We start from the raw sequence: 24,287 nt of genomic DNA on the forward strand, positions 1-24,287 counted from the left end.
TTTCAGCCTGCCGCCCGCCGCATCGCCAGAATGGCCTCGAGCTCAACGAGCTGCTCGAGGTCCTTCTTCCGCCGCACCGCCTGTTTCGACGCAATCAGCGCCTCGAGCGTCAACGCGCGGAAGATCGTCGATCCGATCTCGACCTCCTCCGACGCCGCCAGGGCCTCGGCGTAGGCGCCGACACCCGGCACGCGGTCGAGCAGGTCGATCGCCCCCATCGTGGTGGTGAGCGTCAGGACGGGCGTCGTGCGAAAGGTGCGCGCGTCGAGCATGAACGGCAGCCCTGGTTCGACGCCGCGCAGGTAGGCCTGCCACTCGACCAAGATCGCTACCAGACGATCGATGTTGTCTGGCGCGGCGTCGTAGCAGAGGTCGATATCGTTGGTGAAGCGCGCCGAGCCGTGAATGGTGGCCGCCACGCCGCCAATGAGTACGAAGCGCACCTGATGTGCGACGAGCGCTGCAAGTATGGCCTCAAACACGAGTGGATGGACTCTCTGCGGTGAGTGGCGCACGCCGGCGCACGCGCGACGCGAACGCCTGCATCGAGTCGAGCTGACGCAATCGTTCGCCGGGTGTCCGGCGCAGATTCTCCCGGATCAACGACACGTCGAGCCCCCACGCCTGCGCGGCGGCGATGGCGTCGCGCGCGTGCGTATGTGTTCGCGGCCGCCCGCGCGGTCGGCGGGGTTCCGTATGCACGATCCCGGACGACGCGAGCATCGCTTGCCGCACGTAGAGGGCTGACAGCAGACGATAGACATCCACCGTCACCGCGACGTCATCAGAGGGATGGACACGCAGGGAGACGGCGCCAGGCTCCCCGCGCCACGCCTGCAGGGCCTGATTCGCCAGGGTGTAGCTGTCCACCAGCGGGATGCGACAGGCCGCCTGCAACGCCCGCGTGACCAACAGTCGCCGGGCCAGGGCCTCGGAATAGCGTGCCCCCGGATCGACCGCCGCCACGGTGTTCAGCACCCACTTGGGGGGTGCGTCCACAAGGATGGCCAGGGTCGCGAGGGACATCATAAAATGAGTCTAAAGACTAGACATAATAAAGTGAAGGGACCTCTCTGCTGGCGACGTCAGTAGGACGGGTGGCATCCTACGACTTCGGGCACGTCCGCCAGCTTCCCCCCGCTCTCCGCATGATTGCTTCTCGCCGCCCGCGTCGCGGGCTTTCCGCGCACGCCCTCCGCCGCCTTGTGGTCACGGTCGGGCTCGCGCTCCTGGGACCGGTCGTCACGCCGTCCCCCGCCCGCGCCCAATCCCGCGCCGAGCTCCAAAAGGTCCTCAAGCGCGCCGTGCTCCCCAACGGCATGGAAGTGATCGTCGTGGAGAACCACGGCATCCCCATCGCCACGCTCGAGATCAATGTGCGCAACGGCGCGTTCACGCAGCCGCCGGAGTACGCGGGGCTCGCGCACATGTACGAGCACATGTTCTTCAAGGCGAACAAGGCGCTCCCCACGGCCGATGCGTTCACCGATCGCGCGGGCGAACTGGGCGCGGTGTTCAATGGCACCACGCAGGAAGAGCGCGTGAACTACTTCCTCACGCTGCCGGCCGACTCGATTGCGGGCGGGCTCAAGTTCCTCGCCGACGCGCTCATCAGTCCGCTCTTTCTGCCCGACGAACTCGCCAAGGAAAAGGAAGTCGTCCTCGGCGAGTATGACCGCAACGAAGCGCAGCCGGGCTTCAACTTTCAGCAGAAGGCCACCGAACTGCTCTACCCGGGGCAGTTCAGCCGGAAGAACACGATCGGCGATCGCACGGTGCTCAAGAACGTCACGCCCGAGCAGATGCGCACGATCCAGAAGAAGTACTACGTCCCCAACAACTCGGCGCTCATCGTCACCGGCGATGTGATCCCCGATTCGGTCTTTGCGCTCGCGAATCGCGTCTTCGGCGCGTGGCCCCGCGGCGAGGATCCGTTCAAGGCCGATCCGATTCCGCCCATTCCGCCGCTCACCGGCAATCTGGCGAACATCAGCGAAGAGCCGATCAACGGCATCGCCGTGCTGCTGCAGTGGCAAGGGCCGAGCGTGGGGAAGGATCCGAACGCGACCTACGCCGCCGACGTGTTCAGTGATGTGCTCAACAATCCCACCAGCACGTTCCAGAAGAACCTGGTGGATTCGGGGCTCTGGCAGGGTGTGGTGGTGAACTACTACACGCTCAATCAGACGGGCCCGATCTCGATCTCGGGGCAGACGACGCCCGACAAGTTCCGCGCAGCGATGGCGGCGCTCGAAAAGGAGATCGCGCGCTTCACCGACCCCACATACGTCACGCCGGTCGAGCTCGAGAACACCAAGGCCCAGCGCGCGGTGTCGAGTGCGTTTGGTATCGAAAAGGCCAGCGAAATCGCCCACACCATCGGCTTCTGGTGGAGCGTGTCGAATCTCGACTACTTCATGGGCTACACCGACCAGATGGCGCAGCAGCGCATCACGGACCTCATGCGGTACACGTCCACGTACATCGCCGGTAAGCCGCGCGTGACCAATGTGCTGCTCTCCTCGCAGGCGCGTCGCGCGCTGGGGCTGAGCGAAAAGGAACTGCTGACGCCGATCAAGGCGGGGGTGAAGCCGTGAACGCGCGTCTGACCATGCGTACCCTCATGCTGCTCGCAACCGGCGCGAGCGTGCTCTCGGCGCAGGCACCAAAGAAGCCCGCCCCGAAGCCAGCGACCAAGACGGCGGCGCCAACGGCCGCGGCCCCCAAGGCCGCCGCTCCCGCCGAGCCGATGTCGCCCGCGATCATGGGCGACGACTCGCTCACCATGAAGTTCACGGTGAGCGGTATTCCGGTCATTCTGCGGCAGGTCACGGCCAACAACGTGGTGGCCGCCAATCTCTATCTGCTGGGCGGCACGCGGCAGCTCACCGACAAGACGCAGGGCACCGAGCTGCTGCTGCTCGAGGCGAGCGAACGCGGCACCGCCAAGTATCCGCGCGATGTACTGCGGGCCAAGATGGCGCGACTCGGGAGCGCGATTGCCGTCAGTGCCGGCGTGGACTGGACCACGGTGGGGCTGCGCGCCACGACCACCGGGCTCGACAGCACCTGGGCCATTCTCGCCGATCGTCTCATGGCGCCGCGTCTCGACCCGGCCGAAGTGGAGCTCGTGCGCGAGCAGTTCGTGCAGGCGGTGGCGCAGCGCAAGGATTCACCGGATGCGCTGCTCGACTATCTCGCCGACAGCATCGCCTACACCGGTCATCCGTACAGCCTCGAGCCAGCTGGCACGGAAGAGACGCTCAAGAAGATCAGCGTCGCCGATCTCAAGCAGTATCAGGCGACGCAGATGGTGAGCTCGCGCATGATGCTGGTGGTGGTGGGCAACGTGTCGCGCAGCAAGGTGGAGCGCCTGGTGCGTGAAACGATCGGACGCCTGCCGAAGGGCGGCTACGCGTGGACGCTGCCGCAGGCCCCGGCTGATCTGCCCGGCGCCTATGTGATCGAGAAGCGCGAGGGGCTGCCGACGAACTACCTGCAGGGGTGGTTCCACGGTCCACAGGCCACGAGCAAGGATTACGCGGCGCTCCGCCTCGCGTGTGCCGTGCTCTCGGGGCGCCTGTTCGGTGAAGTGCGGCAGAAGCGCAACCTGACGTATTCGGTGAGCGCGCCGTTCGAGGAGCGCGCGTTCTCCGTAGGTGGCCTCTACGTGACCACCACGCAGCCCGACGAAGTGCTCTTTATCATGCGCGAGCAGATCCGCGCACTCCAGGAAGGGACGATCACCGACAAGGGACTCGAGCTGCTCGTGCAGCAGTTCATCGTGACGTACTTCCTGGACAACGAAACCAACGCCGACCAGGCGAACATGCTCGCGCGCGCCGAGTTGTATCAGGGGGATTTCCGCCGGGCGTCGCGCTTCGTGGACGAACTGCGCGCGGTCACGCCGTTCGACATCCAGAACGCGGCGCGGAAGTACATGCGGCAGGTGCGGTGGGCCTATGTGGGCGATCCGGGCAAGGTGACGCCGGCGCGGCTGTTGAGATTTTGAGAGGAACAGCACGCACAGAGTTCACAGAGAACACAGTGAACACAGAGGGCACAGCGAACACCAAGGACGACGACATTGCTGAACCGCGGTCCTCTGTGTTCCCTGAGGCCCTCCGTGACCTCTGTGCGAGCAGTTCACGATCCTGATGACGCGCATTCTCTCCGTCGATCTGGCGTACGTCCGCTATCGTGATGTCGGCGTCGCGCTCCTGAGCCACGAGGCACGCCGAGTCGACTTCCTGGACATCGACCTCGAAGGCCCGCCCGATCCTCTCCGACTGGCGGACTGGCTCATGGCGCAGCTCGCGCAGCACGACGCGCAGGGCCTCTGCATCGATGGCCCGCTCGGCTGGAAGGCGCCCGATACCGATTCCCCGCATTGCCGCCGGAGTGAGCGCCAGCTGCGGGCTCCCGGCAAGACTGGGCTGCCGCCCGATAGGGTGAAGCCGGCGACGTATCTGGCGTTCACCCGCTTCTCCATCGCGCTCTTCGAGCGGCTCACGCAGATCCACCAGCTGGTGCTCCCCGGGCAGGCCGAGGCGGCACCCGGGACGCGGTTCGTCACCGAAAGCTTCCCCACCGCGGCGTGGCGGGCGCTCGGGCTCACGCCACTCGTCGCCAAGGGGAAGGCGACGCCGGCCCTGGTCGCCCAGGCGGCGGCGCGCTTCACGGCGGAAACCGGTTTCACGCTCGCCCGCACGCCCACACACGACGAACTGCAGGCCGCCATCGGTGGGCTCGCCGGGCTGGCCTGGGCCCGCGGTGACACACACGCGGTGCATCTCGCCGGCGACGCGCCCTTCCGTCTCGACGGCAGCTGGCGCGAGGGCTATATCATGAGTCCGGCCGCGCGCTGATCCGCGGTCGGGTCTCCCACCGTCCGCGACTCCCACCGCGACCCTCATGTCCGATTCGTACTCCCGCCGCGATTTCGTCGGCGACTCCGCCAAGCTCGCGCTCGGCGCCATGATCGTGCCCCGCTATGTGCTCGGTGGCCGGGGCTATCAGGCGCCGAGTGACACGCTCAACATCGCCTGCGTCGGCATCGGCGGCATGGGCATGAACAACATGCAGCAGGTCCTGTCGCAGAACATCGTGGCGGTCTGCGACGTGGACTTCCCATACGTCGAGCGCTCGCTCGATGGGCGGCTCAAGCCGCGACAGGGGGAGCCGTCGCCGGAGAACGTGAAGCTGGGCGAGGCGTACAAGAAGGCGGCCAAGTACGCCGACTTCCGCGAGATGCTGGCCAAGCAGAAGGACATCGATGCGGTGATGATCGCGACGCCCGATCACATGCACGCCACCATCGCGCTCGCCGCGATGCAGCTCGGCAAGCATGTGTACGTGCAGAAGCCGCTCGCCTACTCGGTGTACGAAACGCGATTGCTGGCCAAGGCGGCGGCGAACAATCCGAAGCTCGCCACGCAGATGGGCAATCAGGGGCACTCGGGTGAAGGCACGCATCGCGTGCGCGAGCTCATCGCGGCCGGTGTGCTCGGCAAGATCCACGAAGTGCATGTGTGGACCGATCGCCCGGTGCGCTACTGGGCGCAGGGGATTCCGCGCCCGCGTCCGGCGAACGCGCAGGTGCCGACGCCCAATCCGCGCCCGCAGTGGAACATGGGCACGGTGGACAACGCGGTGCGCGCGGCGATGGCCGCCAACGACACCACGCCGCCGCCGGGCTTCAACTGGGATCTCTACCTCGGCGCGGCGCCGGAGATTCCGTATCACCCGGCCTATCATCCGTTCGCGTGGCGCGGCTGGATCGACTTCGGTGTCGGCGCCATCGGCGACATGGGTGCGCATCTCATGGATGCGCCGTTCATCGCGCTCGACCTCGATCATCCGACGAGCATCACGGCGTCGTCGAGCCCGTGGGGCGGCGGGGCGCAGAACCCGGCGACGTATCCGATGGCGACGTTCGTGCAGTACGAGTTCCCCAAGCGCGGCAAGCGCGATGCGGTGAAGCTCTACTGGTACGATGGCGGCCTCATGCCGCCGCGCCCGGACCTGCTCCCCGACGGCGAACCGATGGCCAATCCCGGCTCGGATGGCGGCGGCGGCGTCTTCATCGGCGAGAAGGGGATCATGTTCTACGAGACGTACGGCAACAAGCCGCGCATCTACCCCGAGAAGACCGCGAAGAAGGCGGAGGAAGTGCCGAAGACTCTTCCGCGCATCACGACCTCGCACGAGATGAACTGGGTGCAGGCGGCCAAGGGCGAAGCGAAGGCGAGTTCGCCGTTCTCCTACGCGGCCCCGCTCACCGAGTCGATGCTGCTCGGCATTGCCGCGCTCCGTGCCGGTCAGGCGCGTCGCGTGCGCTATGACGGCAGCAAGATGGAGTTCACCAACGCGCCCGATGCGAATCAGTACCTGACACGCGTCTACCGCAGCGGCTGGGAGCTGCGCTAATCGCGATGCCACCACTGTCGGCCACGGACGCCCCATCCATCACGCTCACCGCGCCCGACGGCGCGCAGGCACGCCTCTACCTGGATGGGGCGCACGTCGCCTCGTGGATTCCCGCCGGCGGAGACGAACAGCTGTTCGTCTCCGCTCGTGCATTCTATGGGCCGGGCTACGCCATCCGCGGGGGCATTCCGCTCTGCTGGCCGCAGTTCGGCAAGAGTGGGCCGCTGCAGCAGCACGGATTCGCGCGTCTGTTGCGGTGGACGGTGGTGCGTGAAGTCGCCGATGCCCACGGCGCCCGAGCGGTGCTGCGCCTTACCGACAGCGACGCCACGCGCGCCCTCTGGCCCTTCGCGTTCACGGCGGAGCTCGCCGTATCCGTTCACGCGCGCACGCTGCGCGTGGAACTCACGGTGACCAACACCGATGCGCAGCCGCTCGAGTTCACGGCAGCGTTGCACCCGTACTTCCGCGTGCGCGACGCGCTGCAGGTGTCGGTTGAGGGGTTGAGTGGCTGTCGTTACCGCGACGCATTGCAGGGCGGTGCGGAGTACACGGAAACGGCCGATGTGCTGCGCATCCCCGGACCAATCGACCGCGTGTATCTCGATACGCCCTCCGCGATCGCGCTCCATGAGCCCCATCGCACGCTGCGCATCACCAAGTCGGGCTTCCCCGAAACGGTGGTGTGGAATCCGGGCGCCGCTGGCACGAGCAGCCGCGAGGATTTTGCGCCCGGTGATGAGCAGGTCATGGTCTGTGTGGAAGCCGCCGCGGTCGATCCGCGCATCAGCGTGGTCCCCGGCGATTCGTGGACCGGGGTGCAGGAGATGACGGCCGAGTAGGTACGGCGGCGGCTACGGCTGTCGCCACCGCCGTCACCCGTTATCGCTTGGTCAGCCCCGAGTCGGCATCTCTGGTCGTTCCTTTGACGGCCGTGTCGTCCACGACAATGGCCTCGGCCCGCTGCGCGGTGCCGGTCAGTACGACCGTGTAGGCATGCCCCGGCTGGAAGCGCATCTCCTTCTTGAGGAGCTGCTTGCCGCTGCCATCCGCCTTCACGATGAGCGTGGTGTTGAGAGGATCGACATCCTTGTAGCCCGCTTCCGACGCGAGGTTCACGTTGTCGAAGAGCGCGTCGTCTTTGCCCTGGAAGAGTACGTCGATCTCGCCCACCCCCGTCAGGCCGTGGATCACCCGGAGCTGCGCCTTGGTGGTGTCCTTGCCGAGTTCGTCGTGCAGCACCCGCAGGCGCACGCCGCCGCCTTTCTCGGGCAGGGCGACGATCGTGTACCGAGACCCATCCATCATGATCTCGTTGTTCGACGCGATGGTAGTGTCCTTGCTGCCGCTCTGCAGTCGGAAGCGCGCGACATTCTCGGACACTTCCGTATACGGCGTCACCGTCTTGTAGTCGATGCCGGTAAAGGTCGCCTTGTCGTCGACGCTCACACTGGCGGCGCTGCCGGCGGGGAGCGCATTGATCATGCGCACCATCGACATGCCGCGGCGCTCGGCGGCGTCCGCCGTGGGGGACGCGAGCTGTCCTTCCGATGTCGTCGTCTGGACGGCCCGGTCTTCGCGACGCTCGCCCTTACAGGCGGCCGCCGCGGCGAGCGTGAGCAGCAGTGCCGGGTATCCTGCCCGGTATGCGGTGTAAGGCATGCGTACCTCCCATGAGAGACTGCGACGTCCGCCGATCAGACTCATGAGGAGGGCAACGATGCCACTCAATCCCTTCCTGAGCAGTCGGCGCCTCCCACGGCCGATTGCCGGGGAGGCGTGCACCAACCACTCGTTGCAGGGGGCGTGCCGAACTATCGGGCGCGGGCCGCGAGCACCGCGCGGACACCCTCGAGCGAGCCACCCACGGCGCGCAGGGCGACGAGCGCATGGTAGAGCAGATCGGCGGTCTCTTCGGTGGCACGCTCGACATCGCCGTCCACACAGGCGGTCGCGAGCTCGACCGCCTCTTCGCCCAGCTTCTTGAGGCGCAGGTTGCGATCGGCCAGCAGACGCTGCGTGTAGCTCGGTTTCTCGGCGGGTGCGGCACTCGCGCGCGACGCAATGGTGGCGTCGAGTGCGCCCAGCACGTCAGCCGCCAGCGCCTCATCGCGGAAGCACGAGACGGTGCCCTCGTGGCAGGCCGGGCCGGCGGGCCGGACCCGCGCCAGCACGGCATCGCGGTCGCAATCCGCAGTGAGTGACACCACGTGCTGCACGTTGCCGCTGGTGCCACCCTTGTGCCAGAGCCCGCGGCTGCGCGAGCGATAGTGCATCTCGCCGGTGCGCAGGGTCACCTCCAGCGCTTCGCGATCGGCGTGCGCCACCATGAGCACGGCCCCACTCTGCACATCCTGCGTCACCACCGTGACGAGGCCGTTGCCCTTGCTGAAATCCAACGTATCGAGATCGAGCGTCGCGCTCATGGCGTCGTCACAGAAGGTTCAAGAAGATGCGCGCGCGCGGCCGCGGCGACGCCCGCGTTGGTGGCGATGACATCACCACCGAAGGCGGTCGCGGTACCGCGCCAGTCGGTGAAGACCCCACCGGCTTCGGTAATGAGCGGATACACCGCCGCCGCATCCCACGGGTTCACGATGTCATCCACCATGATCTCCGCGCGCCCGGTGGCCACCAGCAGATATCCGTAGCAATCCCCCCAGGTGCGTGACACGCCACACTCGCGCGACAGCGCCTGCCAGCGCGGGCGCCGCGCGGCGCGCTCGGGGAACCGCTCATCGGTAATGAGGCAGGTGGACTCGGCGAGCGTGCCGATGCGGGACACCGACGCGCGCGACCCGTTCCACCAGCACCCTTCGCCGGGCGCCGCCGCCACGAGCTCGCCCACCGCCGGGTAGCAGGCCGCGCCAGCGAGCACGGTATCGCCCTCGCAGCACGCGACGAGCGTCCCCCACAGTGGCACGCCACGCACAAAGGCCTTGGTGCCATCAATGGGATCGAGAATCCACCGACGCTTCGCGTCGGCACGCTCGAGGCCGAACTCTTCACCGAAGAGCCCATCCTGCGGAAAGCGCTGCGACAACCACGCACGCGCCTCCTGCTCAGCGGTGCGGTCGGCAATGGTCACCGGACTCCCATCGCCCTTGGTCTCCACGGCGAAATCCTTCCGGTACCACTGCATGGCGACGTTCGCAGCAAACTCGGCCACCTCGGCGGCAGCCTGCAGCAGGGAGTCACTCATGTTCTGATCGGTCGAGGGAATGGTCGGTCATCGGACAACTATGGAGGTGGGAGTCGGGATCGGGCACAGACGTGGGGGTCGGAGTGCCGGCGACCAGGTCTTGCTGCGACACAGGCATCGCTGTTCAACGGCGACCGTGGCGCCAGCAGGTCGTTCGGAAATTCCACTCCGACCCGGACCTCCGAGCCCGATCCCGACTCCCACCTCCATAGTCGTCCATAGTCCCTCGTCAGACCTCCGAATACTCGCGCACCACCAGCCCCGCCGCGCGCATCGCATCCTTGAGCGCATGCACCGTCGTCAGCCCGTCATGCAGAATGCCGGCAACGAGTACGGCATCGGCGTTGGCCTGCTGGACCGCGTCCACCAGATGCTGCGCGGTGCCGGCGCCGCCGCTGGCGATGACGGGGACGTTCACGGCGTTGGCCACCGCGCGGGTGATCTCGAGGTCGTAGCCCGTGCGGGCGCCGTCGCGATCGATGCTGGTGAGCAGGATCTCGCCGGCGCCGCGCGCGACGCACTCCTGCGCCCAGGCGACCGCTTCGAGCGGCGTTTCCTCACGACCGCCCTTCACCCACACCTTGTAGACGCCGTCGGCGTTCTGCTTGGCATCGATGCTCGCGACCACGCATTGCGCACCGAAGCGATCGGCCGCTTCGGTGAGCACCTGCGGATTGGTGACCGCCGCCGAGTTGAGCGACACCTTGTCGGCGCCGGCGCGCAGGGCGCGGGCGACATCCTCGGCCGTGCGCACACCCCCGCCGATCGTCAGCGGGATGAACAGCCGCTCGGCCGTGCGACGCGCCACGTCGAGCAGCGTGGCGCGTTCTTCGGCGCTCGCCGAGATGTCGAGAAAGGTGATTTCGTCGGCGCCTTCGAGCTCGTAGCGCTCGGAGAGCGCCACCGGGTCGCCCACATCGCGGAGCCCCACGAAGTTCACGCCTTTCACCACGCGCCCGCCCTTCACATCCAGGCAGACGATCACACGTCGCGTCAGCATGCGTCAGGACCGCGCGTCGGTGATGTCGAGCCGCACCGCGCCCTTGGTGCTGAACACCGCGCCCGTTTCGGTGAGCGCCTGCCGCACGCAGAAGCCAAGCCCCTTGATGGCCGCTTCCACGATGTGGTGCCGGTCGAACCCGCGCAGCACGCGCACGTGCAGCGTAGCCTTGGCGTTGTCGGCAAAGGAGCGCAGGAAGTGTTCGTACAGCTTGGACGGAAGCTTGCCGCGATAGTACGGGCGCCCGCCGAGGTCGAGGACGACCTGCACCAGTGCATCGTCCATGGGCACCGTGCGCTCGCCGTAGCGTGCGCAGCCGGCTGGCGTGAAGGCCGCGACCGCCTGGCCAAGCGTGATGGCGACGTCTTCGATGAGATGATGCCGCAGGTCGCCGCTGGCCTGCACGTCGAGGTCCACACCAGCATAGCGCGCGAAGGCGACCAGCATGTGATCGAGGAACGGCTCGCCGGTGGCGACGGTGGCGACACCGGTGCCTTCGGTGATGGCGATGCGGATCTTGGTTTCCTTGGACTCGCGAACGACGACGGTCATGCTCCGAACTCCTCGGCCAGTCGGCGCGGATCGATCGCGCCCGTGTAGAGTGCCATGCCCAGCACCGCGCCAGCCAGGCCGCGATGATCGAGCGCCCGCATGTCTTCCAGACTTGTCACCCCCCCCGACGCGAAGACGGGCCACGCGCTCGCCTCGGCGACGTCTTCCATGAGGGGCAGGTCGGTGCCCTGCATCTGCCCTTCGCGATGCACGGCCGTGACCAGCACGCCGGCGAGCGGCAGATCGCGCAGCTCGGTCATGAAATCCACGACGTCCAGCCGCGACGTTTCCGCCCACCCCTTCGTGACGACCAACCGCTCGCGCACATCGGCGGCGATGATGAGCCGCCCCGGGAAGTGATGCGCCATCTCGGCGCGCCAGTCTTCGTCTTCCACCGCGCGCGTGCCGACGACTACCCAGGTCGCGCCTTCTTCGAGCAGCCGCTCGATGCGGGCTTCGTCGCGCACGCCCCCGCCGACCTGCACCGGGACCGGGCTTTCGCGCAGCAGGTCGCGAATCACTTCGCTGTTCGCGCCGCGGCCGGTGGCGGCATCGAGATCCACGATGTGCAACCGATTGAAGCCGGCATCGACCCAATCACGCGCGACACCGCGCGGATCATCGAGCCGCACCTGTTCGCGGTCGTAATCGCCGCCCACGAGCTGCACGCAGTGGCCACCACGCAGGTCCACCGCCGGAATTGCGATCATGTGCTGCTCCTCGAGCCGTAGCGGCGCGCCCGCGCCATGTTCAGGAAGGCCTTCACGAACGCCACACCCGGGGCGCTCGACTTTTCGGGGTGAAACTGCGTCCCCACCACGTTCGCGCGCCGCACGGCGGCCGGGAAGCGATCGCCTTCGTGTTCGCTCCACGCCGTTACGTAAGGGAGGCCGTTTGCCGTGGGGCGCCCCACGAAGCTGTTCGCGTAGTAGGCCACCGCCATCTGCGCCTCGCGCAGCAGCGGCTCCGAGACGTCGGAGAGACCGTTCCACCCGATCTGGGGGATGCGGGCGGCGGTGAGCTTCTGCACCTGACCGGGGACGATGCCGAGCCCCGCGCCCGGTCCTTCATCGCTGCCGTCGAAGAAGAGCTGCATACCGAGGCAGATGCCGAGGGCCGGCAGGCCACCCAGCAGCGCGTCGCGCATGGCCTCGCGACCACTCGCGAGACGCTCGGCGGCGGGCGCGAACGCTCCCACGCCGGGGAGGACGACGGCATCGGTGTCCACCACGGCGCGGGCGGCATCGGTATCGACCCGCACGGTGGCGCCGCCGGCTTCGAGCGCCTTTACCAGCGAATGCAGATTGCCCGCGCCGTAGTCAAAGACGGCGACGTGCAACGGCGCAGTGTCTACTTCGCTCACGGATTCACCTCCGCCGTGGCGGCATGGAAGGCCGCGAGGAACTGCTCGAGCAGCTCCCACGGGCCCACCGAGATGCGCAGCGTGTCACCCACATGCGGCAAGCCTTCGAACGGGCGCGCTGCCACCCCACGGGCGCGCAGTGCCTGCCCCACCGCGACGGCGTTGCGGACCGGCACGCACACATAGTTGGCCGCCGAGGGGAGTGGCGCGTAGCCGCGCGTGCGCAGTGCCGCCGCGAGGCGGTCGCGGTTCTCGACGGCCAGCGCGACGTGCGTGCGCACCCATGCCATGTCTTCGCGGAGCGCGGCGAGTGCGATCTGTTCAGCCATCGCGTTGAGCTTGTACGGCCCGCGCGATTTCTCCACGTCGCGCACGAGTGCCGGCGCGCCGATGCCGTAGCCCACGCGCAGGCCAGCGAGGCCGAACGCCTTGGACATCGTGCGAATCACGAGCAGGTTGCTCGTGCGGTTGGCGAGATCCACCGCCGACACGCCCGCGAACTCCGCGTACGCTTCGTCGAGAAAGACCACGCCGCCGCGCGCGTCCATCTCCCGCACCGCGCGCTCGATCGTGTCACGGGCCACCAGCGCGCCGGTGGGATTATTGGGCGAACAGAGATAGAGAATGCGCGGGTTCGCGGCGAGCAGCGCGTCGAGATCGGGCTGCTGATCGGCGCGTTCGGTCACGCCGACGTAGCGGAGCCCATTCATCTGCGCGAAGATGGGAATCATCGCGAAGCTCGGCTCGGGGCTCGCCACCACACTGCCCGGTTCCCCGAAGGCGCGCATGGCGCTGTCGAGGATGTCGTCGGAGCCACAGCCGGTCACGAGCCGATCGGGCGTCGTCCCCACGAAGGTCGCGAGCGCCTCCTTGAGTTCCGCCGCATAGAGCGACGGATAGCGCGTGATGCGCGCCACCGGCATCTCCCGCCAGGTGCGTTCCGCGACCGGCGGCATCCCCCACAGGTTCGTGTTGTCGGTGAGGTCGAGCGCGACCGGGGTGCGCTTGGGGTCGTAGAGCGGCACGCCGTCGTACAGCGCGCGCGCAAAGGCCAACCGCTCGCTCATCGTGCCGCCTCCCACGCCCGCGCGGCGGCCGCGTGTGCGGGCAGCCCTTCGGCGTCGGCAAAGCGCCCCACATCATCGGCGAGTGCCGCGGCGGCGGCCGGTGAGACTTCCTGCCAGGTGGTCCAGCGCACGAAGTCGAGTGTGGACAGCCCGGAGTACGAGCGGCCCGCGCCGGCGGTGGGCAGCACGTGATTGGCGCCGGTCATGTAATCGCCGTAGGCCACCGAGCTGGAGGCGCCCACGAAAATCGTGCCGGCACTGCGCAGCTGCGCGAGCGTGTCGGCGCGTTCGGCCTCGTTCACCACCAGCAGCAGATGCTCGGCGGCCCATTCATTCGCGAAGGCGATGCCTTCGGCGAGCGTGTCGAACCAGACGATGCCGCCCCGCGCGGCGAGACTCGCGCGCACGATGTCCGCGCGCGGTGCCGTCGCGAGCTGCGCGTCGAGCGCCTTCTCGATGGCGATCGCCAGCGCGCCCACCGGACCCGCGCTCTTCACGAGCACGGTGATGACCGCGGCATCGGGGTCGTGCTCGGCCTGCGCCATCATCTCGCGCGCGATCGCGGTGGCATCGGCCGACGCATCGGCCAGCACGAGCAGCTCACTCGGCCCGGCCGGCGAGTCGATGGCCACGTGCGAGACGAGCTGCAGCTTGGCTTCCGCGACCCAGGCGTTGCCGGGCCCCATGATGCGGTCCACGCGCGGCACGGTGGCCGTGCCGAGGGCCATGGCGGCGATGGCGCCGGCGCCGCCCAGAGCGAAGACGCGATCGACGCCGGCGAGCGCGGCGGCGGCGAGCACCACTTCCGACGGCCGCCCATCGGGGCCCGGCGGGGAGCAGACGATGACCTCACCCACGTCGGCCACCCGCGCCGGAACGGCCCCCATGAGCAGCGAGCTGGGATACGCGGCGCGCCCACCGGGCGCATAAATCCCCACCCGGGCGAGCGGGTCGGGGCGGCGCCCGACCACGATCCCGGGCTCCGGCGAGCAGTGCGTGGCCTGCGGCCGGAAGGCCTCGTGTACCGCCGCGATGTTCCGGGCCGACCGCTCGAGGGAGCGCCGGAGCCCGGGATCGAGGCGGTCGAGGGCCTCGGTCCAGGCCGCGCGCGGCACTTCCAGCGAGGCGAGGGCGACGCGATCAAAGTCGCGGGCAAAGCGGCGTAGCGCCTCGTCGCCGTTCTTCCGCACCTCTTCAATGATGGCGGTCGTTCGGATCCTAACGGTGGCGTCGGTGGTGGACGACCGGTCCACCAGCGCCCGCCGCGTGTCCGGGGTCAGATCGGCGACGGGGCCCCGGGCGCGCAACGCGAGCCGGCCGGCCACGCGCCCGTCGTTTGGAGGCGCCGCACTCACGGGACGAGCCTCTCGATGCGTGTCACGAGGATGCCCTCGGCGCCGATGCCCCGGAGCTGGGAGATGGTGCGATAGATGGTGGCGGCGCTGACGACGGCGTGCACCGCGACGAACGTCTCGGATTCGGCGATATCGATGACGGTCGGGCCGTTGAGCCCGGGGAGCACCCCGCGCACGGCGTCGAGCGAGGCGCGGGGGACGTTGGCCATGAGGTAGCGCTGCCCCCGGGCCCGGATCACCGAGGCGAGGGCGGTGACCAGGTCGTCGAGATCGCGGCCGCGGTCGTTGGCACCCGGGGGCGGGAAGCCCTTGGCGGTGATCAGGTGGGCGGAGGAGCGCAGCACCGTCTCGATCTCGCGCAGGCCGTTCACCCGCAGGGTCGACCCCGTGGACGTCAGGTCCACGACGACGTCGGCGATCCCCAGGTGCGGGGCGATCTCGGCGGCGCCGGACACCGGCACGACCTCGACCGGGCGGCCGGCGTCGGCAAAGAAGCGGCGCGTGATGTTCGGGAAGACGGTTGCCACCCGAACGGTCTTGCCGTTGGCCCCGATGTCCTCGACTGAGCGGATGCCGCTGTCGTCCTTGGCGGCCACCACCAGACGGCACTTCCCGAAGCCCAGATCCAGATGGGAGGTGAGCTCCCGCCCCGATTCGTTGACCAGATCCCACCCCGTCACGCCCACATCGGCGGCGCCGTCGGCGACGAACTCCGGGATGTCCTGGGCGCGGACGAAAATGGCCTCGAACTCCCCGCCAAGCGACGCGGTGAGGGCGCGGTCGCCCGAGGAGCGGACCTCGAGGCCGGCGTCATTGAAGAGTTCGCGGGTGTCTTCGGAGAGACGGCCCTTGTTGGGCAGGGCGATGCGGAGCATGGCGGTACTCGGAGCGGAAGAAAGCAGGGAAAACAAAAAGGCCCGTCCGGAGGGACGGGCCGCAGGTCGTTCGGGCGTGGGACGGGCGCTGGCTGCCGGTTACCCTGTCACGCGCGAAACGCCCCGACCCGTCGGGCCGTGGCCATGATGCGCATGATGGTGGGTGGTGTGGCGGTTCAGCATGATGGCCGGAGGCTAGCGCCGAAAGTCGGAGGCGTCAAGGCGGATTTTCCCGACAGGGCCTTGGCGCTGGAAACCCTTGTGAATAAGTTCACAATGCTCGCAGGGCCCTGCGAGCGCAGGCGTTACGCGATGCGGACGCCTGACTCAGAAGGAAATTTCCTGATAGGCTCTGGAGGCCTCTCGACATGCGGTTTCTCGGCTTTGCGGTGGTGACCGGCGCGGCGATCGTGCTCGGCGCGTGCGGTGGTGGTGAGAAGGCGGCGACGGATACGGCCGCGGCGGCTGGCGCTTCGGCGGCGGCGGCTCCGGCGGCGGAAGCCCCGGCGGCGGCTCCGGCCGCGGGTGCGATGGCCCCGATCACGGGCACGACGCACGAAATCAAGATGATCGGCGACGGCACGGGCTATAAGTTCGAGCCCGCCGAACTGACGATCAAGGCCGGCGACGGCGTGAAGTTCGTCATGGTGACGGGTGGCCCGCACAACGTCGCGTTCGACCCGGCCGCCGTGCCGGCCGCCGCGAAGGCGCAGCTCTCGGCCAACATGCCGGAGCAGTCGGGCGAGCTGTCGGGCAAGATGCTCCTCAACGCCAACGAGACGTACACGATCTCGTTCGCGGGCATCCCGGCTGGCACGTACGATTTCCACTGCACGCCGCACCTCGCCATGAACATGAAGGGCAAGATCACCGTCCAGTAATCGGACGTGTGACCTGAAGGACCACGGGGGCTGGCGCAACGCGCCGGCCCCCGTCTGCTTTGCGGGGTGACCGCTTCACCTGATCGTATTCGCTGGTTGACCGCGCGCACGGCCAATGCCTCGCGGCGCGCGTTGCTCATTGCCGGGATTGGCGCGCTCGTCGTCATTGGCGCGCTGCTCACCTTCGTGCTCGTGCCACGCCGCGCCGATCGACAGCTCGCGGCGGCGCTCGCCGCCCTGCCACCGCTGCGCGATACGGTGGGGCTCCGCGCCGAGCGTGATGGCGCGCAGCGCATGCTGGACAGCGCCGTGGCGCAGCTGGCGGCTGCGCGCCCGCTCGCGTCGCCGATCACGCCCACCGGTGCGGATTCCCTGCGTGACAGTACACCCAGCAGCCGCGGGACGGCGGCGCTCGAGCAGCTCGTCGCGCGCGTACGTCAGGCGCCGCTCGTGGAGAGCTATCGCGCACTGGTCGCCTCGCCCGCGCTGCGCGGCAACGCCGCGGTGCGCGCCGCGCTCGATACGATCGAAGCCCTCAATCGCGAGCGCGAAGCCTCGGCCGCGCTTGGCGGACCCGACGCCCGCTATGCGGCACTCACCGCGCGACTTACCGCGCTGGGGCAGCGGCTGGAGCGCCTCGCTGAGAGTGAACTCGCGCGCCGGCGCGCCTTCAGCGCCGTGCCAGATTCGATGGCCCCATCAGCCACGCTCACCGATACCACCACCACGCCGCTTCTGAGTGCGCCGCTGCCCGCCGACACGGTGCTCGAAGCGGCGGTCGCGCAGCAGCGCCTCGTGCTCGCGCGCACCGATTCGGCACTCGCTGCGGCCCGGGCGATCAACGACGACCTGCTGCGCCAGCAGGCCGCGCTGCGAGCGACCGCGCAGGCGCCGATTCCGCCGTTGGCGATGCTGCTCGCGGCGCTCGTGCTTGGCCTCGCGGTGGGCTTTGCGGTGGTGTTGGCGCGCGAGCTGCGCCGCCCCACGGTGAGCACGGCCGACGAACTGCTCGCGATCACGGGCGCTCGCGTGCTGCTTCACGACGCCGATGCCCGGCGCACCGACGGGGCGCCGGACACCTGGGTCACGCTCCACTATGCCCTCACACCGCTCGACGATGCGGCGCAGCGCATCACGGTGCTGGCCGACCGGCCGGTGCTGGTGGAGGCCGTGCGGCGTGGGCTCGCCGCCGAGGCGTCGGAGCTCACCCTGACCGGCGCGACCACTGCGCGCAGTGTCGCGAGCGACGCCGATGTGGTGCTGGTGGCGCAGCGCGGCCGGACCGCCCTGCCCTGGCTCACTGAGGTGGTCCGCGCGCTCGCGCTCGAGTCGCGGCGCATCCGTGCGGTGGTGTTATGGACGGGCCAGCTGCCCCTCGAGCGGTAGCGTCGCTAGGATCCGCGAGATATGTGGGCCGATACCCTGCTCTCCCTCGAGCGTGGCCATCTGCAGCGCCTCGCCCTCTGGGCGGTGGCGTGCGTGCTGGGCGGCACGGCGCTGCTCGCGTGGCTCGCCGTGCGTCGCGCCACGGCGCCGATGCTCAAGCATTTCGGCATCCAGACGGCGGCCTGGGGCGCGGTCAACGGCGCGATTGCCGCGTGGGCCTGGCAGGGGCTCGCGCTGCGCGACTTCGCCGGCGCCCAGCACCTGGTGAACATCCTCTGGCTCAACACCGGCCTCGATGTGGGGTATGCCGCCGTGGGGGCCACCATCGGCATCCTCGCCTGGCGCTGGGGGCCCAAACCGGGCGCCCTGGGCGCCGGCATCGCGGTGGTGGTGCAGGGGCTGGCCCTCGCCCTGCTCGATCTGCGCCTCATTCTGCTGATCGGCCCGCTGCAGTAACGGGCCGGTCGTGCCCATCTTTCCCGGGACCATGGAACCAGTCATTCCCGACCTGCGTGAGACGCCGCGCGCCGAGGCGTATGCGCGGCTCCTCGAGATGCAACAGCTGCTGCTCGATGGCAGCACGGATGTGATCGCCGGCATGGCCACCACGAGCGCGCTGCTGCACCACGCGTTCGGCCATCTCTGGACCGGCTTCTATCGCGTCGTCGAACCCGATGCGCTGCTGCGCGTGGGTCCGTATCAGGGCTCGCTCGGCTGCCAGGAAATCCGCTTCGGTCGCGGCGTCTGTGGCACGGCCGCCGCCGAACGCCGCACGGTGGTGGTGCCCGATGTGCACGCCTTCCCGGGGCACATCGCGTGCGACGCACGCTCGCGCAGCGAGATCGTCGTGCCGGTGTACGACGCGGCGGGCGCGCTGCTGGCGGTGCTCGATATCGATTCGCCGGTGCTCAACGCCTTCGGTGACGACGATGTCGCCGGCCTCGAAGCGCTGGTGGCCTGGTTCGCCAATGCGTCGTATGTTCAGCAGCCTGCCTGACTCTCGCCGTCTCCCTCGCCCCGCCGAACCGTCCAGGCCATGACCGGCTACTCCGATCGGATCAACCACGCGTTCGCGTTCGCGGCCAAGCATCATGACCAGCAGGTGCGAAAAGGCACACGCCTGCCGTACCTCACGCATCCGGCCAATGTCGCGATCATCCTGACGCGCTACGGCTGTCGGGAAGACGCGGTGGTCGCCGGCATTCTGCACGACGTCGTGGAAGACTGCGTGCGCGACGGCTGGACGCAGGAAATGCTCGAAGAGCGCATCGGCCGGAAGTTCGGCAACAGCGTGCTCGAGGCCGTGCTCGCCGTGACCAAGCGCAAGGTTGACGACGATGGCATGGAGCTGTCGTCCGACGAGCAGAAGGACGACTACCTGCAGCGCCTCTCGCTGGCGAGCGAAGACGCGCTGTGGGTGTGCGCGGCCGACAAGGTGCACAACGCGAATTCCATTCTGTCCGACTTGCGACGCACCTCGTTCCCCGAGACGGTGTGGGGGCGCTTCAACGCCGGCCGCGACGGCACGGTGAAGTACTACCGCCGGGTGGCGAATCGGCTGCGGGAGATTGGGTTCAACGAGTCCATTGTGGACGAGCTCGAAGCCGCGGCGGCGGGATTGGAGTCGGCGTGAGCGGTCACGGATACTCGTTGTCATCCGTGAGAGTGGGCCGCTCGACTCGCACCGTACTTTAGGAGCCAGGGGGGAGTCGTCAGGGGGAAGTCGTTCACTCCTCCCTGACTACTCCCCCCTGGCTCCTTAACTACGGTGCGTGTGACCAGCATACCCGCGCGGTGCGCGCGTTCGCCCGTCAAGCGCTCTGATACGTGCGCTCGACGTACTCGTTGAGAATGCCCAGGAACTCCTGCACGATCGCATCACCCTTGAGCGTCGTGAGCAGCTTGCCGTCCACGTAGACCGGCGCCTTGGGTTCTTCGAACGTGCCCGGCAGCGAAATGCCGATGTTCGCGTGCTTGCTCTCACCCGGGCCGTTCACGACGCAGCCCATCACGGCGACCTTCATGTCGACCACGCCGGGGCGGGATTCGCGCCACACCGGCATCTGCTCGCGCAGGTAGCCCTGAATGTCTTCCGCCATGTGCTGGAAGAAGGTGCTCGTGGTGCGGCCGCAGCCGGGGCAGGCGGTGACCTGCGGGGCGAAGGAGCGGAGGCCGAGCGACTGCAGGATCTGCTGGGCGACGAACACTTCTTCGCGGCGGTCGCCGTTGGGCTTGGGGGTAAGAGACACGCGAATGGTGTCGCCGATCCCTTCGCTCAGGAGAATGGCGAGCGCGGCGCTCGAGGCGATCACGCCCTTGTTGCCCATCCCCGCTTCGGTGAGCCCGAGGTGCAGCGGGTAATCGCAGCGTGCGGCGAGGCGGCGGTAGCACTCCACGAGATCGGGGACGACGGAGATCTTGGCGCTCACGATGATCTTGTCGTGCGCGAGCCCCACTTCTTCGGCGAGGGCGGCCGAGCGGAGCGCGCTTTCGAGCATCGCATCCATGTAGACGTCCTTCGCGTCGCGCGGCGTGGCCGAGCTGGCGTTGGCGTCCATCATGCTCGTGAGCAGGTCCTGGTCGAGCGAGCCCCAGTTCACGCCGATACGGACCGGCTTGCCATGATCGATGGCGGCCTGGACGATCGTGGTGAAGTTCGTGTCGCGATGCTTGGTGCCGACGTTCCCCGGGTTGATGCGGTACTTGTCGAGCGTGGCGGCCGTCTTCGGATACTTCGTGAGCAGCAGGTGCCCGTTGTAGTGGAAGTCGCCGATGAGCGGGACGTCGAGCCCCATGTCGTCCAGGCGCTGCCGGATCTCGGGGACGGCCTGCGCGGCTTCGTCGTTGTTGACCGTGATGCGGACCTTCTGGGACCCCGCTTCGAACAGCTCGGCCACCTGCGTGGCGGTCGCGGCCGCATCGGCGGTGTCGGTGTTCGTCATGGACTGTACGACCACCGGGGCCGACGAGCCGACGGGGACGCCGCGGACGTTGACGGTGACGGTGGGGCGACGACGACCAAATCCAGAAGCAGACGACACGGTGAAACCCGGGATGAGAGGTGGCAGTAGACTGGGGGAAAGCTAGCGAGCGCCGGGTGCGCTCCCCAAGTTGACGCCCATGGACGAACCCGCGAACCCCACCCCAGAGATCCCGGCCGACGCCCCCCCGGCGCCGGCGGCCCCCCGGAAAGGCTTTTTCCGGCGGCATTGGCTCCTGACCACCCTGCTGGTGGTCGTGGGGCTCCCCGTGGGCGGCCTCGCCGCCTGGACGGCGGTGACCCTCAACTGGAGCTATTCCAGCGGCAAGCGGGCCGGCTACGTCCAGAAGATTTCCCGGAAGGGGTACCTCTGTAAGACGTGGGAAGGGACGCTGTATACCGACATCGCGAAAGGGTTCCGGTCCGACAGCTTCTCCTTCTCGGTGCGCAACGATTCCATCGCCCGCAAGATCGAGGAACTCAGCGGCAAGCGAGTTGCGGTGGACTATCAGCAGCACATCGGGGTACCAACGTCGTGCTTCGGTGACACGGAGTATTTCGTCACCGGTGTGCAGGTGATCCCGGAGTAACCGGGACGCCTTTCGTCCCAATTTTTTGGAGGTATCGATGACTCGTGCCCTGCGTCTGATCGGCGTGGTCGCTGCGCTTGCCGTTCCCGCCCTCGCGTCGGCCCAGGCGGCCGCCGACAAGACCGTCTCCTTTGGCGTGAGTGGCGGCCTGTCCGTCCCGATGGGCGACCTCGGTGATGGCGCCAACAGCGGCTTCACCGTGGCCGGCCACGCGTTCTACAAGCCCGCCGGCATCAGCGCCGTCCGATTCCGTGGCGATGTGGCGTACGACAAATGGGGGGTGAAGGACGCCGGCGGCGACGCCGATCTGCGCAGCCTCAGCTTCGTGGCCAATGCGCTCTATGACTTCCCGTCGCAGTCGAACGTGCGTCCGTATCTGATCGGCGGGCTTGGTGCCTACAACAGCAAGGCCATTATCAACCTCGGACAGGTTACGGCGTCGACCAACAGCAGCACCGACCTCGGCCTGCAGGTGGGCGGTGGTCTCACCTTCAAGCTTTCGGGCTTCGATACGTTCGCCGAGGCCAAGTTCGTCAACGTGTTCACGAGCGGCTCGAGCACGACCTGGCTGCCGATCACCTTCGGCGTGCGGTTCTAGACCGACCAGCGCCAGCAATCGAAACGGGGGGCACGCGATCCGCGTGTCCCCCGCTTGGTTTTCGGGGGGCGAGGTGATCAGCTTTCCCCCGCCATGGCTGCTCCCATTCTCATCATCGGCGCCGGGGTCTCCGGACTCGTGTGCGCCATCGAACTGCATCGCGCGGGTCGCGAGGTGCTCGTGGTAGACGCCGCGCCGGACGTCGGTGGCCGCGTGCGTACCACCGTGCGCGACGGGCTCGTGCTCGATCACGGCTTTCAGGTGCTCTTCACCGCGTATCCCACGCTGCGCGGCTACCTGAACTACGACGCCCTGCAGCTCCGCCGCTTTCAGCCCGCGGCGCGCATTGTGTCCGGCGGTCAGGTCTCGCTCATTGGCGACGCGCTCAAGGATCCGAGCCTGCTGGTGAACACCGTGCTCGCCAAGGCGATTGGCGTGAGCGACAAGCTGCGCCTGCTCACGCTGCGGCGCTTCGCCCAGGGGCTGAGCTTTGACGACTGCTTCTCGGCGACGTACGCGAACACGAGCACGCGCGACTTCCTGCGCGCGCGTGGCTTCAGCGAGCAGGTCATCACCGACTTCTTTGCCCCCTTCTACGGCGGCATTCTGCTCGATCGCGGGCTCACCACCACCGCGTCGGTGCTGCTCTTCACCTTCAAGATGCTCGCCGATGGCGACACCGTGGTGCCCGCGGCCGGCATGGGCGCCATCACGCGGCAGCTCGCGACGCTGTTGCCCGCCGGCGCGGTGCGCACCGGCGTGCGGGTGCAGCAGCTGCGCGTCTCGACCGAGGGCAGTGCGGCGCGGGTGACCGGCGCGGTGCTCGCCGACGGCACCACGCTCGAGGCGGCGCATGTGGTGCTCGCCATCGATGCGCCTACGGCCAAGCAGCTCGCCGCCACCGTCGGCCTCTCGCTGCCGGAGCCCGAGGGCGCGCTCGGCTGCACCACCGTGTACTACACTGCCCGGCAGTCCCCCATTCCCGGGAAGGCGCTCTGGCTCAATGCCGATGCGGGGGCGGTGATCAGTCACGCGGTCACGCTCACCGACGTGGCGCCGGAGTACGCAACCGGAGGGCGCGCGCTGATTGCCGCGACGGCGGTGGGCGCGCCGGCGGCGCTGAGCGACGAGGCGTTCGACTCTGCCGCACAGCAGGAGCTGTGCGCCATGGGGGGCGTGCGTGCCGAAGCGGCCGGGCTCGAGCGCGTGGGGCTCTGGCGTGTGCCGTATGCGCAATTCGCGCAGCCGCCCGGCTGGCGGGAACAACGACCGGCCGTGGCGTGTGGTATGGCAGGGTTGTGGCGCGCCAGCGAGGTGCTCCACTCCAGTTCCCTCGAAGGTGCCGCGCGCGGTGGGCTCACCGCGGCGCAGGCGCTCCTCTATACCGCCTGACCCTCGAACGCTTTTTCTGCTGATGCGCTCTCTTCTGAATCGCCTGGCCGTTGGTGGCGCTCTCGCCGCGCTGGTGCCGCTCACGCTGTCCGCGCAGTCGTTGCGCGAGCAGACGGCGCGCCGTTCCACGCCGGTGGCCCCCGCCGGTGTCAGCCAGATCGTGTCGATCAACCCGGTGATGCCGATTCTGGGCTTCTTTCAGGGCGAGTACGAGGCGCGGATGCAGGACAACCTCGCCTTCGCGGCGTCGGCGTCGTACACCGAGTTCGACAACGTGCGCTACACGAATCTCGACGCCAAGCTGCGGCTCTATCCCGAGGAACGTGGCCTGCAGGGGTTGGGGCTCGCGGCGGGGATCGGCACCGGCAGCGCGCGGCGCGAAGCGGCGTACTGCGCCGAGCGCATTGCGCGCGATGAGCGCTGCCGCCTCACCGAACACGCACCCACCTTTTCGGTGGAAGGCCACTATCAGTGGCTGTTAGGCACGAAGCGCTCCACGGCCATCACGATGGGTGGCGGCGTGAAGCGCTATTTCGTGAGCGATGCCAACGACTACGGCATCCAGCGGATCCTGCCCACGGTGCGGGTCACCGTGGGCTATGCCTTCCGATAACGCG

At 68.3% G+C, this 24,287-nt stretch carries 27 protein-coding genes; 14 read left to right on the plus strand and 13 right to left on the minus strand.

Going from position 1 to position 24,287, the window contains the following annotated elements; translation table 11 throughout:
- Positions 1–2: 2 nt before the first annotated feature.
- Positions 3–482: a nucleotidyltransferase gene (locus K2R93_10650; protein ID MBY0490288.1), complete on the minus strand. Its 480-nt coding sequence runs from the start codon at positions 480–482 to the stop codon at positions 3–5.
- Complete coding sequence (locus K2R93_10655) at positions 475–1,029, minus strand: hypothetical protein (GenBank protein ID MBY0490289.1); 555 nt, start codon at positions 1,027–1,029, stop codon at positions 475–477. The genes K2R93_10650 and K2R93_10655 overlap by 8 nt, the downstream gene beginning before the upstream one ends.
- Positions 1,030–1,148: 119 nt before the next feature.
- On the opposite strand from K2R93_10655, the gene K2R93_10660 reads away from it, so the two are divergent.
- From K2R93_10660 to K2R93_10680, 5 genes are all read left to right on the plus strand, one after another.
- On the plus strand, positions 1,149–2,597 hold the full coding sequence (locus K2R93_10660) for an insulinase family protein (GenBank protein ID MBY0490290.1): 1,449 nt from the start codon (positions 1,149–1,151) through the stop codon (positions 2,595–2,597).
- A 14-nt stretch (positions 2,598–2,611) separates the two neighbouring features.
- Positions 2,612–4,012, plus strand: coding sequence for an insulinase family protein (locus K2R93_10665; protein MBY0490291.1), 1,401 nt, complete (start codon positions 2,612–2,614; stop codon positions 4,010–4,012).
- A 145-nt stretch (positions 4,013–4,157) separates the two neighbouring features.
- Positions 4,158–4,868 (plus strand): DUF429 domain-containing protein, encoded by a 711-nt coding sequence (locus K2R93_10670; protein ID MBY0490292.1) that lies wholly within the window; start codon positions 4,158–4,160, stop codon positions 4,866–4,868.
- A 46-nt stretch (positions 4,869–4,914) separates the two neighbouring features.
- Complete coding sequence (locus K2R93_10675) at positions 4,915–6,429, plus strand: Gfo/Idh/MocA family oxidoreductase (protein ID MBY0490293.1); 1,515 nt, start codon at positions 4,915–4,917, stop codon at positions 6,427–6,429.
- A gap of 5 nt (positions 6,430–6,434) precedes the next feature.
- Complete coding sequence (locus K2R93_10680) at positions 6,435–7,271, plus strand: D-hexose-6-phosphate mutarotase (GenBank protein ID MBY0490294.1); 837 nt, start codon at positions 6,435–6,437, stop codon at positions 7,269–7,271.
- Positions 7,272–7,311: 40 nt separating this feature from the next.
- Here K2R93_10680 and K2R93_10685 read toward each other — a convergent pair whose 3' ends face one another.
- The 10 genes from K2R93_10685 to hisG form a co-directional block, all read right to left on the minus strand.
- Positions 7,312–8,091 (minus strand): DUF4397 domain-containing protein, encoded by a 780-nt coding sequence (locus K2R93_10685; GenBank protein MBY0490295.1) that lies wholly within the window; start codon positions 8,089–8,091, stop codon positions 7,312–7,314.
- Between the two features lie 152 nt (positions 8,092–8,243).
- Positions 8,244–8,855, minus strand: coding sequence for a bifunctional phosphoribosyl-AMP cyclohydrolase/phosphoribosyl-ATP diphosphatase HisIE (locus K2R93_10690; protein ID MBY0490296.1), 612 nt, complete (start codon positions 8,853–8,855; stop codon positions 8,244–8,246).
- Positions 8,852–9,631 carry a histidinol-phosphatase gene (gene hisN / locus K2R93_10695; GenBank protein MBY0490297.1) on the minus strand — a complete coding sequence of 260 codons (780 nt, stop codon included), beginning with the start codon at positions 9,629–9,631 and terminating at the stop codon, positions 8,852–8,854. The genes K2R93_10690 and hisN overlap by 4 nt, the downstream gene beginning before the upstream one ends.
- Before the next feature lie 229 nt (positions 9,632–9,860).
- Entirely contained in the window at positions 9,861–10,631 is a 771-nt protein-coding gene (gene hisF / locus K2R93_10700) for an imidazole glycerol phosphate synthase subunit HisF (GenBank protein ID MBY0490298.1), read from the minus strand.
- A 3-nt stretch (positions 10,632–10,634) separates the two neighbouring features.
- Positions 10,635–11,183: an imidazoleglycerol-phosphate dehydratase gene (locus tag K2R93_10705; protein ID MBY0490299.1), complete on the minus strand. Its 549-nt coding sequence runs from the start codon at positions 11,181–11,183 to the stop codon at positions 10,635–10,637.
- Positions 11,180–11,893: a 1-(5-phosphoribosyl)-5-[(5-phosphoribosylamino)methylideneamino]imidazole-4-carboxamide isomerase gene (gene hisA / locus K2R93_10710; protein MBY0490300.1), complete on the minus strand. Its 714-nt coding sequence runs from the start codon at positions 11,891–11,893 to the stop codon at positions 11,180–11,182. Before hisA ends, K2R93_10705 begins: the two co-directional genes overlap by 4 nt.
- Positions 11,890–12,546, minus strand: a complete 657-nt coding sequence (gene hisH / locus K2R93_10715; GenBank protein MBY0490301.1) for an imidazole glycerol phosphate synthase subunit HisH — start codon at positions 12,544–12,546, stop codon at positions 11,890–11,892. The genes hisA and hisH overlap by 4 nt, the downstream gene beginning before the upstream one ends.
- Positions 12,543–13,613, minus strand: coding sequence for a histidinol-phosphate aminotransferase family protein (locus K2R93_10720; protein MBY0490302.1), 1,071 nt, complete (start codon positions 13,611–13,613; stop codon positions 12,543–12,545). Before K2R93_10720 ends, hisH begins: the two co-directional genes overlap by 4 nt.
- Positions 13,610–14,968: a histidinol dehydrogenase gene (gene hisD, locus K2R93_10725; GenBank protein ID MBY0490303.1), complete on the minus strand. Its 1,359-nt coding sequence runs from the start codon at positions 14,966–14,968 to the stop codon at positions 13,610–13,612. Before hisD ends, K2R93_10720 begins: the two co-directional genes overlap by 4 nt.
- Positions 14,965–15,843 (minus strand): ATP phosphoribosyltransferase, encoded by an 879-nt coding sequence (gene hisG / locus K2R93_10730; GenBank protein ID MBY0490304.1) that lies wholly within the window; start codon positions 15,841–15,843, stop codon positions 14,965–14,967. The genes hisD and hisG overlap by 4 nt, the downstream gene beginning before the upstream one ends.
- A gap of 368 nt (positions 15,844–16,211) precedes the next feature.
- Between hisG and K2R93_10735 the strand changes: the two genes are divergently transcribed.
- From K2R93_10735 to K2R93_10755, 5 genes are all read left to right on the plus strand, one after another.
- Positions 16,212–16,724, plus strand: a complete 513-nt coding sequence (locus K2R93_10735) for a cupredoxin domain-containing protein (GenBank protein MBY0490305.1) — start codon at positions 16,212–16,214, stop codon at positions 16,722–16,724.
- A 66-nt stretch (positions 16,725–16,790) separates the two neighbouring features.
- Positions 16,791–18,110 (plus strand): hypothetical protein, encoded by a 1,320-nt coding sequence (locus tag K2R93_10740; protein MBY0490306.1) that lies wholly within the window; start codon positions 16,791–16,793, stop codon positions 18,108–18,110.
- A gap of 21 nt (positions 18,111–18,131) precedes the next feature.
- Positions 18,132–18,566: a hypothetical protein gene (locus K2R93_10745; protein ID MBY0490307.1), complete on the plus strand. Its 435-nt coding sequence runs from the start codon at positions 18,132–18,134 to the stop codon at positions 18,564–18,566.
- A 31-nt stretch (positions 18,567–18,597) separates the two neighbouring features.
- A complete protein-coding gene (locus K2R93_10750) occupies positions 18,598–19,107 on the plus strand; it encodes a GAF domain-containing protein (GenBank protein MBY0490308.1) in 510 nt (169 codons plus the stop codon).
- Between the two features lie 39 nt (positions 19,108–19,146).
- Positions 19,147–19,743 carry an HD domain-containing protein gene (locus K2R93_10755; GenBank protein ID MBY0490309.1) on the plus strand — a complete coding sequence of 199 codons (597 nt, stop codon included), beginning with the start codon at positions 19,147–19,149 and terminating at the stop codon, positions 19,741–19,743.
- Positions 19,744–19,921: 178 nt separating this feature from the next.
- Here the strand turns inward: K2R93_10755 and ispG are convergent, their stop codons facing one another.
- Complete coding sequence (gene ispG / locus K2R93_10760) at positions 19,922–21,151, minus strand: flavodoxin-dependent (E)-4-hydroxy-3-methylbut-2-enyl-diphosphate synthase (GenBank protein MBY0490310.1); 1,230 nt, start codon at positions 21,149–21,151, stop codon at positions 19,922–19,924.
- 79 nt (positions 21,152–21,230) lie between these two features.
- Between ispG and K2R93_10765 the strand changes: the two genes are divergently transcribed.
- From K2R93_10765 to K2R93_10780, 4 genes are all read left to right on the plus strand, one after another.
- Complete coding sequence (locus K2R93_10765; protein MBY0490311.1) at positions 21,231–21,680, plus strand: hypothetical protein; 450 nt, start codon at positions 21,231–21,233, stop codon at positions 21,678–21,680.
- Positions 21,681–21,717: 37 nt separating this feature from the next.
- Complete coding sequence (locus K2R93_10770; protein MBY0490312.1) at positions 21,718–22,278, plus strand: opacity family porin; 561 nt, start codon at positions 21,718–21,720, stop codon at positions 22,276–22,278.
- Between the two features lie 93 nt (positions 22,279–22,371).
- Positions 22,372–23,670 carry an FAD-dependent oxidoreductase gene (locus K2R93_10775; protein MBY0490313.1) on the plus strand — a complete coding sequence of 433 codons (1,299 nt, stop codon included), beginning with the start codon at positions 22,372–22,374 and terminating at the stop codon, positions 23,668–23,670.
- A gap of 22 nt (positions 23,671–23,692) precedes the next feature.
- On the plus strand, positions 23,693–24,283 hold the full coding sequence (locus K2R93_10780) for a hypothetical protein (GenBank protein ID MBY0490314.1): 591 nt from the start codon (positions 23,693–23,695) through the stop codon (positions 24,281–24,283).
- Positions 24,284–24,287: the final 4 nt, after the last annotated feature.

The organism is Gemmatimonadaceae bacterium (genome assembly GCA_019752115.1).
Classification (GTDB): Bacteria; Gemmatimonadota; Gemmatimonadetes; order Gemmatimonadales; family Gemmatimonadaceae; genus Gemmatimonas.